This window comes from Fictibacillus sp. B-59209 (genome assembly GCF_036216745.1).
Classification (GTDB): Bacteria; Bacillota; Bacilli; order Bacillales; family Fictibacillaceae; genus Fictibacillus_C; species Fictibacillus_C marinisediminis.
On sequence record NZ_JARMMC010000003.1, the window covers coordinates 13833 to 30228 of the forward strand.

13 protein-coding genes are annotated in these 16396 nt (G+C 41.7%); 8 read left to right on the forward strand and 5 right to left on the reverse strand.

From position 1 onward, the window contains the following. The first annotated feature begins 568 nt into the window (after positions 1 to 568). From P4361_RS01240 to P4361_RS01255, 4 genes are all read left to right on the forward strand, one after another. A complete protein-coding gene (locus P4361_RS01240; protein ID WP_328087966.1) occupies positions 569 to 1399 on the forward strand; it encodes a GNAT family N-acetyltransferase in 831 nt (276 codons plus the stop codon). A gap of 278 nt (positions 1400 to 1677) precedes the next feature. Then, positions 1678 to 2349, forward strand: coding sequence for a response regulator transcription factor (locus tag P4361_RS01245; protein ID WP_053356916.1), 672 nt, complete (start codon positions 1678 to 1680; stop codon positions 2347 to 2349). Beyond that, on the forward strand, positions 2339 to 3700 hold the full coding sequence (locus P4361_RS01250) for a sensor histidine kinase (RefSeq protein WP_091002756.1): 1362 nt from the start codon (positions 2339 to 2341) through the stop codon (positions 3698 to 3700). Before P4361_RS01245 ends, P4361_RS01250 begins: the two co-directional genes overlap by 11 nt. Before the next feature lie 182 nt (positions 3701 to 3882). Then, entirely contained in the window at positions 3883 to 5895 is a 2013-nt protein-coding gene (locus P4361_RS01255; RefSeq protein WP_256224668.1) for an LTA synthase family protein, read from the forward strand. A gap of 92 nt (positions 5896 to 5987) precedes the next feature. On the opposite strand, the gene P4361_RS01260 is transcribed toward P4361_RS01255, so the two are convergent. The 3 genes from P4361_RS01260 to P4361_RS01270 form a co-directional block, all read right to left on the reverse strand. After that, positions 5988 to 7241: a CDP-glycerol glycerophosphotransferase family protein gene (locus P4361_RS01260; protein WP_328087971.1), complete on the reverse strand. Its 1254-nt coding sequence runs from the start codon at positions 7239 to 7241 to the stop codon at positions 5988 to 5990. 156 nt (positions 7242 to 7397) lie between these two features. Continuing rightward, positions 7398 to 8429 (reverse strand): acyltransferase family protein, encoded by a 1032-nt coding sequence (locus P4361_RS01265; protein WP_256224666.1) that lies wholly within the window; start codon positions 8427 to 8429, stop codon positions 7398 to 7400. 200 nt (positions 8430 to 8629) lie between these two features. Then, complete coding sequence (locus P4361_RS01270; protein ID WP_328087972.1) at positions 8630 to 9508, reverse strand: AraC family transcriptional regulator; 879 nt, start codon at positions 9506 to 9508, stop codon at positions 8630 to 8632. 196 nt (positions 9509 to 9704) lie between these two features. On the opposite strand from P4361_RS01270, the gene P4361_RS01275 reads away from it, so the two are divergent. Together P4361_RS01275 and P4361_RS01280 are read left to right on the forward strand one after the other, a co-directional pair. Further along, entirely contained in the window at positions 9705 to 10634 is a 930-nt protein-coding gene (locus P4361_RS01275; protein WP_425590214.1) for an alpha/beta fold hydrolase, read from the forward strand. Positions 10635 to 10701: 67 nt separating this feature from the next. Next, positions 10702 to 11367 (forward strand): DUF975 family protein, encoded by a 666-nt coding sequence (locus tag P4361_RS01280; RefSeq protein ID WP_328087973.1) that lies wholly within the window; start codon positions 10702 to 10704, stop codon positions 11365 to 11367. Positions 11368 to 11426: 59 nt separating this feature from the next. Here the strand turns inward: P4361_RS01280 and P4361_RS01285 are convergent, their stop codons facing one another. Beyond that, positions 11427 to 11723: a hypothetical protein gene (locus P4361_RS01285; RefSeq protein ID WP_053356925.1), complete on the reverse strand. Its 297-nt coding sequence runs from the start codon at positions 11721 to 11723 to the stop codon at positions 11427 to 11429. A gap of 142 nt (positions 11724 to 11865) precedes the next feature. Next, a complete protein-coding gene (locus tag P4361_RS01290) occupies positions 11866 to 12507 on the reverse strand; it encodes a LysE family translocator (RefSeq protein ID WP_328087976.1) in 642 nt (213 codons plus the stop codon). A 293-nt stretch (positions 12508 to 12800) separates the two neighbouring features. On the opposite strand from P4361_RS01290, the gene P4361_RS01295 reads away from it, so the two are divergent. Together P4361_RS01295 and P4361_RS01300 are read left to right on the forward strand one after the other, a co-directional pair. Further along, the gene (locus P4361_RS01295; RefSeq protein ID WP_328087979.1) at positions 12801 to 14396 is read left to right on the forward strand and encodes a S8 family peptidase; all 1596 of its coding nucleotides are present in this window, start codon (positions 12801 to 12803) and stop codon (positions 14394 to 14396) included. A 160-nt stretch (positions 14397 to 14556) separates the two neighbouring features. Further along, entirely contained in the window at positions 14557 to 16266 is a 1710-nt protein-coding gene (locus tag P4361_RS01300) for an SH3 domain-containing protein (RefSeq protein ID WP_328087981.1), read from the forward strand. The last annotated feature ends 130 nt before the right edge of the window (positions 16267 to 16396 follow it).

Consider the following 16396-nt stretch of genomic DNA (forward strand, 5'->3'; position numbering starts at 1 on the left):
ACGCTTAATTGAAAAAAAAGGAGCCCTCCATGAAGGCTCCTTTTTTCTTACTTTCCTTTTTTTACGGACAGGATGAAACGTACCAGCAATGTTTCGAGCTGCTCATCCTTTATCTTCTTTGTGTTGAAATGCTGGTGAATGCGTTTTTTTAGCACTTCACTGCTCATCACCATTCTCCTTTCCTCTTTGTTTTCCTACTTTTTTCTTTCCTTTGAAGAATATACCTGCTAGTTGTCGAAAGAAGGGGTAATATGTCTTATGCGCTATATGTAATGGGCCCGATTTTTATGATTTTATTACCATGCCTGCTTGATAATATTTCCGGATTTTAGCAGATTGAAACGTGGAATTGGCAATAAAACGAAAATTCTGTTCGTATAAAGGGGAAATTGGATCCCTTCGCTTACTCTTTGATAAAAATCATGATAAACTTGGATTATACATTAATTGTAAATGGCGAGGGGGTTGGTTTGAAACGGCACTTATAAGTAAACGTCGTGCAGTCTTTCAGTTTTAAGAGATTATGCAGAGTGCAAAAATCTTAAAACAAGGGAGAATGGATATCAATATGATTTATGAATTGCCTCTAAAACGATACGATAAGGTAAGAAAACTTTTTAAAGAACAAAACGATCATCCAGTCATACAAGGAGTCATTTCAGGGATAAATCGCGGAAAGATCTTTGTTGATGATGTTGAATCTCCTTCAACTGCATTAATCTGGGCGGTTAATGAAATGTTTTATTTGGGAGGAGACCATACGAACCACACATTCAACTCCTTTCTGCAGCCATTCATAATAGAAAGAATAAAACCTGAAGCCCTTGAACTCGGCGAAAATGATTTTAATCTTGAAGTATATCCTCCTCAAGGCTGGCATGAAGTAATATCCTCGCTTTTTCCTGCAGGATTAAAAATAGGTAAACGAGTGCCTTTTAAGTTTAACCGTGAACATTTTTTATCTTCAAAATTAAACAATGCTATACCTGAAGAGTACATAGTATCGAGAATTACTCAAGATTTCCTTTTGAAGGATCCACTCCAGACGATCAATAAAGAGATTAAGAAATTCTGGGTCTCGGAGGAAAGCTTTTTAGAACACGGTCTAGGCTGGTGTGCCATGCATAAAAGCAAAGTCATCGGAACGTGCATCAGTGTGTTTGCGTGTGGAGGTGACGTAGAGATTGGCATAAATGTTTATGAAACAGAACATCGAGGCAGAGGGCTTGCAACGAGAATGGCCCGTGGTTTTATCAATGACTGCTTAAAAAGTGGCAGGAAACCCCATTGGACAACAGAAACCTTTAGGCATGATTCGATTGTAATCGCAGAAAAACTTGGTTTTGAAAGACTTCCCAATTATCAAGTATACTTTCTTCCTTTTCATGAGTTTAAGTAAAGTCAGCATTTTATGCTGGCTTTTTTTATAGACAAAAGATTGAGATATAAGCTATACTCAATATAAGAACAAATGTTCGATTAACTACTCTCATTATTCCTCAGAATCTCTCCTTTGTAAAGTGTCTTAAAAAAAATTTCCATCTTCACTTCTTAAACCCATACATAAATTATTAGGAAATTGTGTGAAATCAGCAGGAATTTCAATCTTCTTTGCAGTAATTGTGCTATCATCAATTGTTGAAGTCATTGATCAAGCTGAAGGGAGCCTGCTTTTACATGAACATTCTGGTAGCGGAAGACGATTTGCATCTTGGAAAGTTGATTGTCCATATGCTGAAAAAGAATCAACATCATGTAGAGTGGGTGTCAAATGGAGAAGATGCCTATGAGACCGCGATAGCATCTGATTTTGATATTGTGATCCTGGATTGGATGATGCCGGGGCAAACGGGATTGGAAGTTTGCAGGCGATTACGGTCTGGGGGCTATTCTCAAGCTATTCTGATGCTGACAGCAAAAGATTCAGTTCAGGACAGGATCCATGGACTGGATGCAGGAGCCGATGACTACCTTGTCAAACCCTTTGAAATTGACGAGCTTCTTGCAAGGCTTCGTGCTCTGTCGCGAAGGAATTTTGCTCCTATTGTTGAAGAAAAGGTCGTTCTTTATGATATTGTGTTGAATCGTACAAGTTATATAGTAAATTCAGCTAAGCGTGAGATACAGCTGACCCCAAGGGAATTTCAGCTGTTTGACCTTCTTGTGCGGAATAAAGGCCAAGTACTTCCGAGGGAAACCATCCTTGACCGGATCTGGGGTTTCGATGCAGATGTCTCGGCAAAGACTGTGGATGCCACTGTAAAATTGCTTCGGAAAAAACTTGGAAAGCTCACAAAAAAAGAAATTATTGAAAGTGTGCGCGGGGTGGGGTATCGCCTTGAAAACTAGCCTTTTTACCCGCTGGAATCTATTGAAAAACTTGAACCTGATCAGCCGTACACAGTGGCGGCTGACGATGATTTATACAGGCATTCTGATGCTGTTCTTAATTCTTTTTATGGTCATCGTTTATTTCTTGCTATACGGAGTGATTGTCAGCAGCCAGGAGGATCAGCTGAAGAAGCTCGTGGACCAGGAAGTAAGTGTTATCAAAGAAAAAATGATAAAAGGCAAAAAACCTTCCATACAAAACTTTGTCATGCTTTCTGACGAACAGTTCTTCTATTACGTCGTCGATGCCAAAGGAAAGCTTTTAACGGGTGATGAACTTTACCATCATCTCCGTCCGAAGCTGTATAAGAAACTAGAGGGCTGGAATCCAAATCCAAAAGAGATCCGGTATGAAAACTTAAACGTCTCTTATTTTGTTCCGTGGCAAGAGGATTTGAATAAACGAAACATCGATCTCATGATGGCTGGCCGCAAAATTTATAAAGGAAATCAATTCATTGGCATTTTATATGTTGGGAAAAGCATATCTAATAGGGTGGAGCTATTTGACTGGCTATTGAATATTTTTGCCATCATGCTTATCATCTTTTCCTTTGTTTCCTTTTTTATCAGCTATTTTATGTCGAAGCGAGCCATGTCACCTATTATCAGGTCCTATATGAAGCAGCGTGAATTTGCCGCTGATGCTTCACATGAGCTTCGAACCCCGCTGAGTGTCATATTATCTTCTATTAATGCGCTGGAGATGGAAAAACAAGTGCAGGAAGATGAATTTTCTCACTCTGTTCTATCTAATATGAAATATGAAGTAAAGCGGATGATAAAGCTTGTAGGAGATTTACTCACTCTGGCCCGTTCTGATGCAGAAAACACAGAAGTAAGAAAAGAAGTGTTTGATTTTCATCAGCTTGCTCAAAAAGCGGTTCATTCTATTGAAACGCTTGCGGATGAAAAACGTATAACATTAAAGCTGAATGCGCCTGCCCAGCTTTTTGTGTATGGCAACCGTGAGCGTTTGGATCAGCTTCTTTATATTCTGCTGGAGAACGCCATCAAGTATTCTCCTGAAAATGCTGAGGTTAACCTTGAACTTTCGCTGAAAAAAGAAGAAAAAATTAAATTGCTGGTTATATTGGTTGAAGATCAGGGTATAGGGATAAAGCCTGAAGAACGCGAACGGATATTTGAGCGATTTTACCGGACGGATAAATCCCGGTCAAAACAGCTTGGTGGCCACGGTTTGGGGCTTGCGATTGCAAAATGGATTGTGGATTCCCACGGCGGCTGGATCCAGGTTGCGGGCAAGTCCGGAAAAGGAAGCGTTTTTACAATCAAAATACCGCAATAATAAACGAAAACCATGGCTAGAGCTCGTAATTTTAAGGAAAAATAAACAAAAATAAAATTAAATCTTAGCTTTTCATCATATTTTCACTTTTGCTATTTATAATAAAATAGACTAAAATTTACAGGTGCGAATAAAAGTGATTAGACAATAAAGTTATAGAGGTACTAGAAGAGGTGAAAGAATTGAAAGGTCTTTTAAAAGCTGGCCAAAATGTTGTCCAAAAGCATCTTGGTTTTTTCATTTTAGCTGTTGTTCTTTTTTGGCTAAAAACGTATACAGGCTATCTTGTTGAATTTAATCTTGGTATAGAAAATGCAATGCAGAAGTTCTTGCTGCTGATCAACCCGATCAGTTCAGCCATATTCTTTTTTGGATTGGCACTATTTGCAAAAGGTAAAAGAGCGTATATCTGGACCATTGTCCTTAACTTTTTCCTTTCCTTTGTTTTATATGCAAATATCGTGTATTACCGATTCTTTAATGATTTCATTACGATGCCGACCCTGACTCAAACGAAAAACTTTGGAGATCTTGGAGGAAGCATCTGGGAACTGCTTAAACCTTATGACCCGCTGTATTTCATTGATACCATCATTCTAACTGTTCTCGTAGCTGCAAAATTCATCAAGCCCGAGCCGGTTCGCATGGCTCGTAAGAAAGTGCAGCTTGTGCTGGTTTCAGCGATTGCCTTGCTTGTCATTAACATCGGCTTGGCGGAAACAGATCGTCCTCAGCTTTTGACGCGTACATTTGACCGCAACTACTTGGTGAAATACCTCGGCACATACAACTATGTGATATATGATGCTATTCAAAGCATGCGTATTTCCGCGCAAAAGGCATCTGCAGATTCAAGCGATATGGGTGACGTCCTTAATTATAAAGACGCTAACTATGCAAAGCCTAACCCTGCTTACTTTGGCAAGGCAAAAGGCATGAATGTGATTTACATTCATTTAGAATCTTTCCAGAACTTTATGATCAATTACAAACTGAAGGGTGAAGAAGTTACACCTTATTTAAACTCATTCACAAAAGATAAGAATACTTTATACTTTGATAACTTTTTCCACCAAACAGGACAGGGTAAAACATCCGATGCAGAATTCATGCTGGAAAATTCCATTTATGGACTTCCGCAAGGCTCAGTATTTACCACCAACGGAAATAACACATTCCAAGCCGCACCTGCTATTTTAGGACAAAAAGGTTACACTTCCGCAGTATTCCACGGAAACTACAAAACGTTCTGGAACCGGGATGAGACCTACAAATCATTTGGTTATGACAAGTTCTTTGATGCGAGCCACTACCAAATGAAGGATGAAGATGTTGTAAACTACGGACTAAAAGATAAACCATTCTTTGAAGAGTCTCTTCCAATGTTGAAAACATTGAAAGAACCTTTCTATACGAAATTTATTACATTGTCCAACCACTTCCCGTATCCGATTGATGACGCGGAAGCAAGCATCGGACCAGATGATACGGGTGACGGATCAGTTGACCGTTACTTCCAGACAGCTCGTTACCTCGATGAATCGGTTAAGAGCTTCATGGATCAATTAAAAGCTTCTGGGCTGTATGACCGTTCTGTTATCGTCATGTACGGAGACCATTATGGTATTTCCGAAAACCATAACGATGCCATGGCTAAAGTATTGAACAAAGAAGCAATCACTCCTTATGACAATGCCCAGCTGCAGCGTGTTCCATTCATGGTTCACGTACCTGGCATGAAAGGCGGAGTGAAGCATGAGTATGGTGGACAGATTGACGTTCTGCCTACGCTTCTTCACTTGCTTGGCATTGATACAAAAGAGTATGTCCAATTTGGAACAGATTTGCTGTCCAAAGATCATCAACAGGTTGTTCCATTCCGTAACGGAAGCTTTGTCAGTCCAAAGGTTACCGCTATCAATGGAAAATACTTTGATGCCAAAACTGGGGAACCGGTTAAAAAGAATAAAGAAATTCAGAAAGAACAGGAATTTGCTGAAAATTCTCTTCAACTTTCTGACAAAGTTGTTTATGGAGATCTGCTTCGCTTCTATACTCCACGTGATTTTAAACCAGTGGACCGCTCGAAGTACGATTACAATAACCGTGATGAAGATAAAAATAAAGCAAAAACTGAAGATCAGACTAAACAGGAAGAAGCACCTGCTGCTGATCAAAAACAAGAACAGAACTAAACAAGTAAAGCATTGCCTGGAAACAGGCAGTGCTTTTTTTATTAAATAAAAAAACACCCTTCACATAGGGTGCTTTGCTGATTTTTACATTTTTATCTGGATAGCAGGTAATCAATGACTCGGTCTGAGGAATTGCCGTCATGCATGCCGCAGAATGTTTTATAAAAATCCTTATATTCAGGAGAGTTGTCTTTTAAGACTTTAGGCAGTGTTTGCAGCAATTCTTCTTCAGTGTAGCAAATCTCTCCTGCTCGCTGCTCACTTAATTCAAAATAAGCTCCTCGTACTGAGCCGACATATTGGTCGTAATCAGGGACATAATAAATAACGGGTTTTAGGCTGCAGTACCAGTCAAACACGATCGATGAGTAATCTGTAATGAGAACATCAGCTGCGCACATAAGTTCAATGGCATCGTCCCAGCCACTGACGTCAATTACACGGCCAGCGAGACTTGTTAATTTATCATCAGAGCTGCTCATATGATGAGAGCGGATAAGCAGGATAGCGTCTTCAGGAGCATGCTCTATAAATTTAAATGGATCTAGCATTAAATTGAATTCAAACATGGAGTTCCCAAGGTGTTTACCGTCCCGCCATGTTGGAGCATAAAGGTAGATGGGAGCATTGTTATTTTGTATTCCGAGTTTTGCTCTTATTTTTTCTCTGACGTTTGAGTACCTTCTTTTGTCATAGAAAATATCATTGGAAGGATAACCGTATTCAACGATTTCTCCTTCGTATCTAAAAGCAGATTGGAATATCTCTGTAGAATAATGATTGGGAGATAATAAGGCATCCCATTTGGTTGATTTCACATAAAATTCAGGCGTCGACCGTTTTTCTAATGGACGTGATGAAATGTCCCAGTGCAGTCTTTTGAACGGTGTGCCGTGCCATGTTTGAAAGTAGAAGGTCTCTGGCCGGTGGTACCAAAGCGGAAATGTTGTGTTATTAATGATAAACCGTGATCTGGCAAGAAAGTTATAGTATTCAGCGGATGCTCTATCAACAATGATTGGATCTCCGGGAATCTTTTCGTTGCCGGCATAGCACCAGACATATGTATAATTCGGATAACGTTCGATCATGCGTTCATAAATGTACCTTGGATTCCCGGTATACTGTTTGCCTAAGTTACTTTCAAAGAAGAACATGCGCTGATCAACTTTATTGGACTCTGCGGCTTTTTTGTATTGCCAAGGTATTCCGAATCCGCGTGACTGCGCAATTAAATTAAAGACTTCCGGATATTTAGGGAATACATCCTTCTTTAAGTCATCTTGAGAAATAGTCGAAAAATAGTCCAAAACAAAGGGGTTTAAATCCAAAGAATCAGTTTTCATTTCTCCACCTCCAGTGGCATTTGAAAAACATTTTTATCCATTGTTATCTTTTACCTATTATACAGTAAGCCTAAACATCCGCCAACGAAGTGTTCGAGGGATGAATGGCCGTAAAAAAACAGATGTCTTGGAGGGGACATCTGCTTTTGGGAGAAGCTATGCTGTTTTGACCAGTTTCGGAGATATCGTTTTTATTTTACGGTTAGTATTGCCTACCACATACGATCCAAACGGCAGTAAGGATATTACTTTTATGATCGCCATTGAAATTAAAAGCGTAATAAAGAATAGCGAAAATACTTGCAGATGGGTTTGGTCGAACCATTGAGCCGTATAGGGTGCAAGATAGCGCTGAACCTGCCAGTGGATGAGATAAATGCCAAAAGAGTAATTGCTGATCAAGTTCACGATTTTAATATTTGGCAGCAATTGGCCCCAAGCCAGAACGAGGAGACTAAGCGATACGGTTAATGGAAACAGATCTAAACGCTTCGATCCGACGCTGACATAACCTGATTTGTAAAAAATCAAGACAATAGCGAGACTCAGAACTGCCCCAAAGAGCGTGTGGTATCGGTATTCTTGCAGCTTGGCAGCGATCGCTTTGTAATTTTTTCCAATCGCATAAGCAATGGTAAAATACGCAAACCATGCCGTAAACGGAATTTTTAAATACGATAAATTCTCTTTGATCCATGGGTGCTGGCCTTCCATCAATTTAAAATGAAGGCTCATAACAAGAATGCTGATTGGGATCAGCCAGTTCATCTTGATGTTGTATTTCGTGACAAAATAATGCAGGATATAAAATTGAAAAATGATCAGAACGAAGTAACCTTCGTAATTTCCAAGTAGATTGTTTTTAATCATAACAGCGATATCGATATTCGGGTTGAGATGATAGCTGACCAGTGCATCGATCACGGCAAAGGCGAGAAACGGAGCAAGAATCCACTTCACACGCTTTTTCCAAAAGTTTTTCGGAAGCTGATCGGGATAGCGGTTTGCAAGGATGATCTCAGACAGGATGACAAACGTCGGTGTGGCATAACATAGAGCGATACGCAGCAGGCTGTAAACCCCGGACGCAGGATAACCTCCGACAGAGACAGCTGTCAGCGATGTACTGTGCAGAAATACAATGCTTAAACAGGCTAGGGTGCGTAACAGGTTCCATTCTTTAATCAAGGGTATTTTCCCCCTTTCCTGAAAAATGTGGCGTTCCTAAGCAATTCATGAACACCATAACAATGAAGAAGGAAAGAGAGCAACAGAATTCGACATTCTTAATAATTATTTATAGAAACTTTATAAAATATTTAAAAAGAAACGTACTGAAAAGACGGCAGTTCCTTGATGGTTCAGGAGATTGCCGTCTTCTTTGCATGTTATTTTATAGGGACCAGAATGTCCATCTGTTTGGATTCAGGGCTTATGCTTCGTTCATCGTACAGCTCGATCTCAACTCCGCCGGCATGTTCGTAGCCGGAAGAAGGGAACCATTCTTTGAAAATGTACTGCCATGTCGCCTGAATGCTGTCGGAAAACTCGTTTTCTGCAACTTTCGGGGTAGTGAACACTGCATACTTGGTTTCTGGGAACGTCCTGGCCACAAGGCCTTCAGGAACGTTATTGGAATCCGTAACTTCAGAGCAGATCAGGTAACTGAACGAGCCGTTTTCCTGGTTAAAATCTGTGCAGATGCCGAGTTCCACTGAAGGGTCCTTCTTGTTGGGGATAGCTTCTCTCATCTTATTGTTTTGTAAATAGGTCTGCCAAAAGACAGGGATTTCTTTTAGATTTTTACCATCTTCAGAAGTGGTTTTGAGTTCATAACCGATGACGTTAAATTCAGGCTTCATATAAATTTTCGGCTGCATAAATGGTCCTCCTACAATAGGTTTTTTGATGAGGGCGGCTTTTTCAGGAAGCGTAAAGGTGTACAGCTTCTCTTTTCGGAATTGTGTGGGTGTCACCGCGAATAGCTTTTTGAAAGCCCGGTTAAAGGATTCGTGGGAAGAAAACCCGCAGCTGAAGGCAATGTCCACAATCTTAAGCTCTGAATGGACAAGCAGGTCCGCTGCGTGTGCAAGTCTTCTTTTCCGGATGTAGTCCATCACCGGGTGGCCGACCAGCATCAAAAAGACGCGGTGAAAGTGAAAAGGCGAAAAGCAGGCAATCCTGGCGAGGTCCGGAAGCGTCAAGGGTTCTTCCAAGTTCTCCTCAATATAGTCAATCGTATTCTGAATGCTGTTGAAGTAATCCATACATCCGCCTCCCTCATGACTCTATCTTAATGTGCAGCAGATAGTAATTCTTAACCTTTTTTGCTGTGTTTCGGAGTTTTGTTATTTTGGTGCCAGGCACCCGCGTTTTGACATGTGTGTAATCGTGGTGCCTGGCACCACATTCTTATTCGGCAAATGGGTGAATGAAGCCTTCTTTTCAGGAAGTAATGTTAAAATGAGGATAGGAATTGAAGGTAAAATTGGGTGCCTGGCACCACGCGATGGCACCGTCAATGAAAGGGCGATGTACATGTTTTGCGATCTTGGAGATATTCAGGTTCATTATGAGGTACATGGGGAAGGGAAGCCCATCATCATGATTCATGGTTTCTCACCGGATTACCGGTTGATGGAAGGCTGTATGGAGCCGGTTTTTAAAGACCGAAGCGGGTTTCAGCGAATCTATTTGGATCTGCCGGGGATGGGCCGGACCAAAGGGGAGTATTGGCTGACCGGGACGGATGATATGCTGGATGTTGTGTTGCGTTTTATTGAAAAAGTAATACCCGGACAATCTTTTTTACTTGCTGGTGAATCCTATGGAGGCTATCTGGCGAGAGGCGTCATGACTAAAATGGGGGATAGGGTAGAAGGCTTGCTCACGATTTGTTCACCGATCTACGCAGAACATGAAAAAAGAGAGCTGCCGGAGCATACGGTCATTAAAACAGATGAGCAGCTAATCGCATCCCTTCCGTTGGAAGAAGCCAGGGAGTTTGCGTCTATAGCAGTTGTACAGGATGAATATGTACTGAAACGAACGAGGGAAGAAATCATACCAGGTGTGATGCTGGCAGATCCTGTTTTTCTGGAAAAAATAAAGAAGAACTACGCTTTTACCTTTTCTATCGACTTACAGAAACCCTTTGAGAAGCCTGTGCTGTTTTTTACTGGCAGGCAGGATGCTGTTGTCGGCTTCAAAGATCATTGGGCCATCATGGATCAATTTCCTCGTGCATCTTTTGCTGTATTGGACCGGGCGGGGCACAACCTGCAGATTGAACAGCCCGCAGTCTTCAATGCTTTAGTTGCCGACTGGCTGGACCGATCAGAAGAAGCCCTTCACCTAAAAAAAGAGCATACTGCAAAATGGCTTGTGATATAATGGCTTTTTCCAAAGAATAACTATTTTGCAAAAAGAATTGAAACAAAAAAGGTAAGGTGAAAGAGGCATGAGAATCGGAGAAATAAAAAAGGAAGCAAGGGTTGCCCTGGAAAACAAATGGGGCTTTGCGGTTCTATTGACGTTCCTTTTGGGAATCTTTACGTTTTTTCTTCCTAACTTGATTGATTTTTTTGTATTGGGAGGAAAGGACGAATTTAATGGAGCTGAACGAAATCTATCAGCATATATCTTTTCTTGGATTATTAACGGTTTTGTTTACCCAATCACGATTGGCTTTAGCTGGGTCTTTCTGAGCCTTATAAGGCGTGAGCCTCAAGAAGTGAAGAACATGTTTCAGCCTTTCTTGGACATCGGTACGTTCTTAAAGATTATTGGAACAACGATCCTGGTATGGATTTTCACAGTTCTTTGGACCCTGCTATTGATTGTTCCGGGTATTATCAAAGGGCTTGCTTATTCGCAAACATTCTATGTCTTGAAAGACAACCCGGGGATTTCGATTACGGGTGCCATCACCGAAAGCCGCAGATTAATGGACGGCTACAAGTGGAAGTACTTCCTTCTTCAGCTTAGTTTTATCGGCTGGGTGATCCTGGCGGTTGTGGCACTGTTTATCGGGTTTCTTTGGCTGACGCCTTATATGTCCGCATCTTCAGCTGAATTTTACAATGAAATCCGCCAGGCTAAAAACAATGATTCTTTAGAGGCTTAAAATAAGAAAAGCATCTGTGCAACGAAGCACGGATGCCTTTTTTGTGATGAAGTGGAGCCTTACTCTCTCAATAATAAAAATTCCCCTGTCTCGAGGTGGTTTCCGTAATGTTCCGCTTCTTTATGATCTACTCCTAGAAAGACGAGTCTCTCTTTTCCTGAGAGATTCTGTGAGAAGGATGAGTTGTCGGATTGGTCCAAAAAATGCTGTATGATCTGCTCGTTATCTTCTTTTTCTTCAATGGTCTCATAAGGCCCAACGACTAAAAATGTGCTGTTTTCGTTTTTCGGTTTCAGTTGATTCCGTTCTTCCACTGCTTCTTGTTCTGTCTTATAAACACCAACTACCTTAAACATTTTTCTTCCCCTCCCTTACAAGTGTGAAATATTTAAATGATGAAAATAACTTTCCAATCAATACCCGTAATGCTTCAATTTGTAACATTATGTCACAAAAAAAATCCTCTTGGCAGCTTCAAGAGGATTGGTGAGGCGTTGTTTAGTTCTGCTTTTCTAAAGCGAGTTTCATGCCGAAGCCGATGAGTACCACACCCGTTACTCCCTGCATGACACGCTGAGTCGCCGGCCTTTTCATAAAGACACTGATCTGGTTGATCAAATAGATGTAAAAGAAAAACCAGGCCGCTGTCAGAAGTGTGTAGGTGAGACCCATAATGGAAAATTGCACAAAGGCGTTGCTGCCGCGTTCAAGAAATTGCGGAAGGAACGTTAGGAAGAAAAGTGCGACCTTTGGGTTTAGAAGATTTGTAAGGAATCCCTGTCTGAAACAAGATGAGGACTTTCGGATTCCGGGTGTTTGATCTGCAGGTTCCGCAGAATAGGCTGTTTCAATATTCCGGTCCTTTAATGCCCAGAGCGACTTTATTCCGATGTAGATCAGATAGACCGCCCCAGCATACTTGAAAATAGAAAAAAGCATTGCCGATTTCACAATGATGGCAGACAGGCCTACAACAGCTGCTACGGTGTGAATGAGCAAGGCGCCGCATGTTCCAAGCATGGTTTTAAAACCGCCAGTCTTTCCTAGAGATAACGTGTTTTTCGTGGCAATGGCTGTATCAGGGCCGGGAAGAATAATCAGGCAAACCGCCATGACCACAAAAAGAAGAAAATGCTCCATCGTTTTATACCGCCTTCCACTGTTAAATCTTATTCCAATGTACCACACCCTAATATCTGGTGCCAGGCACCCCAATTACACAAGTGTGTAATCGCGGTGACTGGCACCATATTTGTAATATATTGTATAATTGTAATTAATAGTAAATTATCAGGTTCTAAGTGTTCAGTCGCGCAGGTTTTTTTAGAGTTAAGGTATGATGATTTACCTATATTTTCTAAATTATGGAGGATGATACCCGATATAAAAATGGTAACACCGTTAAATCAAACAAGATGAAGAGGGGCAGCAGTGTGAAAAAGTACAGTCGTTTTATGGCAGGAGTTGCGTTGGCCAGTATTTTATTAAGTTCTTTTAGTACGTCAGCTTCAGCGGATGATGAGAACTGGCAGCGAAGAAAGAAGTCTTTTCAACCGAGCAGCAAGATCCATATACTGAGTAATCATTCTAATGATCACGTAAAAAACAGGCAGGCCATCGTAAAGACCACGCTGTCGAATGAGGAACTTGTAAAGGGGTTCGGTGTTACGATCGCGGATTCTTCTTCTATTTTAGGAAAAGAGAATCTTAAGGTGGTTCGAATTCCGAAAAAGCTAAATTATGAAGGAACTCTAAGAAAATTAAAGCGGTCAGCTCGCATAGAATCAGCCGAGCCAGATTATATGGTCAAGAAAATGTCGAACGATCCTTTTTATTCTTATCAGTGGCCGCTTCCCAAAATGAAAGTAACAAACGCATGGCTTGGACTATCACCAAAGGCGAGGATAAAGGTGGCTGTTATCGACTCAGGTGTTGACTACACTCATCCGGATTTAGAAGGAAGAGTGTTATCTGGCTACGATACATACGACGAAGACAGCGATCCCATGGATTATGACGGCCATGGAACAGCTGTCGCAGGTGTCATTGCGGCTACTGTAAACAATGGTATAGGCATGGCTGGAATCAATCCGTATGCTGATATACTTCCAGTCCGTGTAGGGGATGAAGAAGGAATGTCAACGAGTGATTGCGTCGAGGGAATCTATTATGCCATTTCACAAAAAGCTGATGTGATCAACATGAGCTATGGCGGAAGTGAGTATGAGGACATTGAATATGATGCTATCCGTTCTGCTTATGAAAAAGGAATTGTGCTTGTTGCGGCATCAGGAAATGAAGATGATTCTGTAGGTTATCCTGCAGCCTATCCAGAGGTTCTAAGTGTAGGGGCGTCCACTCCCAACGACGGTATCGCTGATTTTTCCAATTACGGAGAATTACTGGACATCGTGGCTCCGGGAACAGATGTTTTAACGGCGGCAATCGATGGAGAGTATGACTATTTTGATGGTACATCTTTTTCCGCACCGATTGTCAGCGGCCTTGCTTCACTAATTCTTGCAAAAGAACCTTCTTTATATCCTGATGATGTGGAGTATCTGATTGAGAGCTCTGCCTATTTACCTGCCAAATATAAAGGAAAATGGAATCAATATTATGGATATGGCCGGGCAGATGCTCTCAAACCGTTCTATACGAAGCTTCCTAGTTTAAAGAATGATGTTGGTGATCGGCGCTCAAAATCGAAAAAAGTGACTGTTGGCAAGCTATATAGCGATAAGTTCGATACCCCGAGCGACGTTGATTGGTTTACATTCAAAGTTTCCAAGAAAACCAATGTCAGAGTCGATGTCAGCGGGGTAGCCGGCATTAACAGTACGGTATGGATTGATAAATACAGCAACGGCAGGGTCATCAATGAAAAACCCCATGATGCCCGAGGATTAAACGGAAAAGAGTCGTTCACGGCTTCATTGACTGCCGGCACGTATTATCTCACTGTTTACGACAACAACTACCATTGGGCTAAAGACCCTTATTCCATAAAAGTAACGGCAGTGAAATAAACTGGTGCCAGGCACCGCGATTACACATATGTCAAAACGCGGTGCCTGGCACCTGAATTTTTAGTAGAAATTTGGTGGATTTTTCCGTCGATTTGCCGATAGAAATAGTAGAAAAAGATTAGTAGAAAAGATAGAAAGTGAGAAAGGGGGCTTACAGCTTTTGAGAAAGTTTACTTCACTGGCTCTCATCCTGGCATTTATTTTATCTCTTTTTACCACACATGCAGACGCTGCAGCGAGCCAAACAAAAGCAAAAGTTACAGCATCGATTCTAAATGTCAGATCGAAGCCTAGTACCAGCAGCAGTATTATCGATAAACTGAAAAAGGATGCAGCCGTTACGATTAAGGCAGAGTCTAACGGATGGTCTCAGGTGACTTTGAAAAAGGGGACAGGCTGGGTATCATCCAAATATCTGAAAAAAATCAGCGTATCCGCATCCTCTGCAACAAAAACAGGATACGTGACGGCTTCCTCTCTCAATCTGAGGGAAAAGGCCACGACCTCCAGCAAATCCGTTTTGCTATTGAAAAAAGGAAACAAGGTTACCATCTTAAAAACGTCAGGTTCCTGGTATTATATTCAGGCAGCCGGAAGCAAGAAAGGCTATGTGTCCAAGAGCTACATCTCTACGAAAGCTCCTGTGCCATCTTCAGCACCAAAAGCAAAAACAGTGTATGGCTATGTGAACGCTTCTTCTTTTTTAACGCTGAGAGAGAAGGCATCAACGACAAGCAAATCTCTGATGCAGCTGAAGAGAGGAACAAAGATTACCATCCTGAAAACATCAGGTTCCTGGCACAATGCAAAGGCTCCCAATGGAAAAACAGGCTGGGTTCTTAAAAGCTATGTAGCCAGCAAGGCCCCTGCCCCTGCACCGGCTAAAACGGTTTATGCCTATGTTAATACTGGCTCTCTGAACCTAAGAGAGAAGGCAACAACCTCAAGCAAGTCGTTGATGACCTTGAAAAAAGGCCAGCAGGTAAAGGTTTTGGACCCGGGAAGCACATGGAGCTATATACAGGCTTCTAACGGCACAAAAGGATGGGTGTCTAAAAAATACTTATCAGCGACTGCTCCGGTAACCGTACAGCCTTCTGTTAAAAAAGGATACGTCACGACGAATGATTTAAATGTAAGAGAAAACGCGGGTACATCTTTTAAGGTCGTAGCTAAGCTGAATACCGGAGCCGAAGTGCAAGTGTACTCAAGCAAAGGAGACTGGCTGAACATCAAAACATCCAGCGGAATAAAAGGCTGGGTACATAAAGCCTACATCACCTTTACTAAAATTAATGACAATAACCTTTCTCTCCCTTCAAGTTTCCCCAAATTAAGAGGGAAGAAAATCATGATTGACCCAGGGCACGGCGGCTATGACGTAGGGGCTGTAGGTGCGGGCTACGGCACATATGAAAAAAATGTAACGTTATCCACCGCGCTTATTTTAGCTCAGAAGCTGCGAGCGGCAGGAGCCAAGGTCTATATGACACGCTCCACCGATACAGCCATCGCGTTAACTTCACGCCCGCAATTAAGCAATAGTTATTTGGTCGATGCGTTTGTAAGCATTCACTATAATTCAGGGCCTTCTGCCGGAACAGGAATTGAAACGTTCTATCAGCCCGGTTCTGTATACAGCGGACTGGCTTCCCTTGTACAGCAGGGCGTTGTGAAATATACAGGATTTAAGAGCCGTGGAATTGCCGGGAAAAACCTTCAAGTTCTGCGTACCAACAAGCGTCCATGTGTGCTTGTCGAGCTAGGGTTCTTATCCAATAAAAGTGAAGAGCAGATCGTCCGAACATCCGCTCATCAGCAAAAAGCAGCCGCCGGCATTGCCGAAGGACTGAACAGCTACTTTAGATAACTATGGTGCCAGGCACCGCCTTTACACACTTGTGTATTAGCGGTGCCTGGCACCATATATTTTTTTCTTGCCTTAGGCAGGGAAGTGAGACAGGCTGTAGAACATAATATTTTACCTCTTCGTTTTGCAT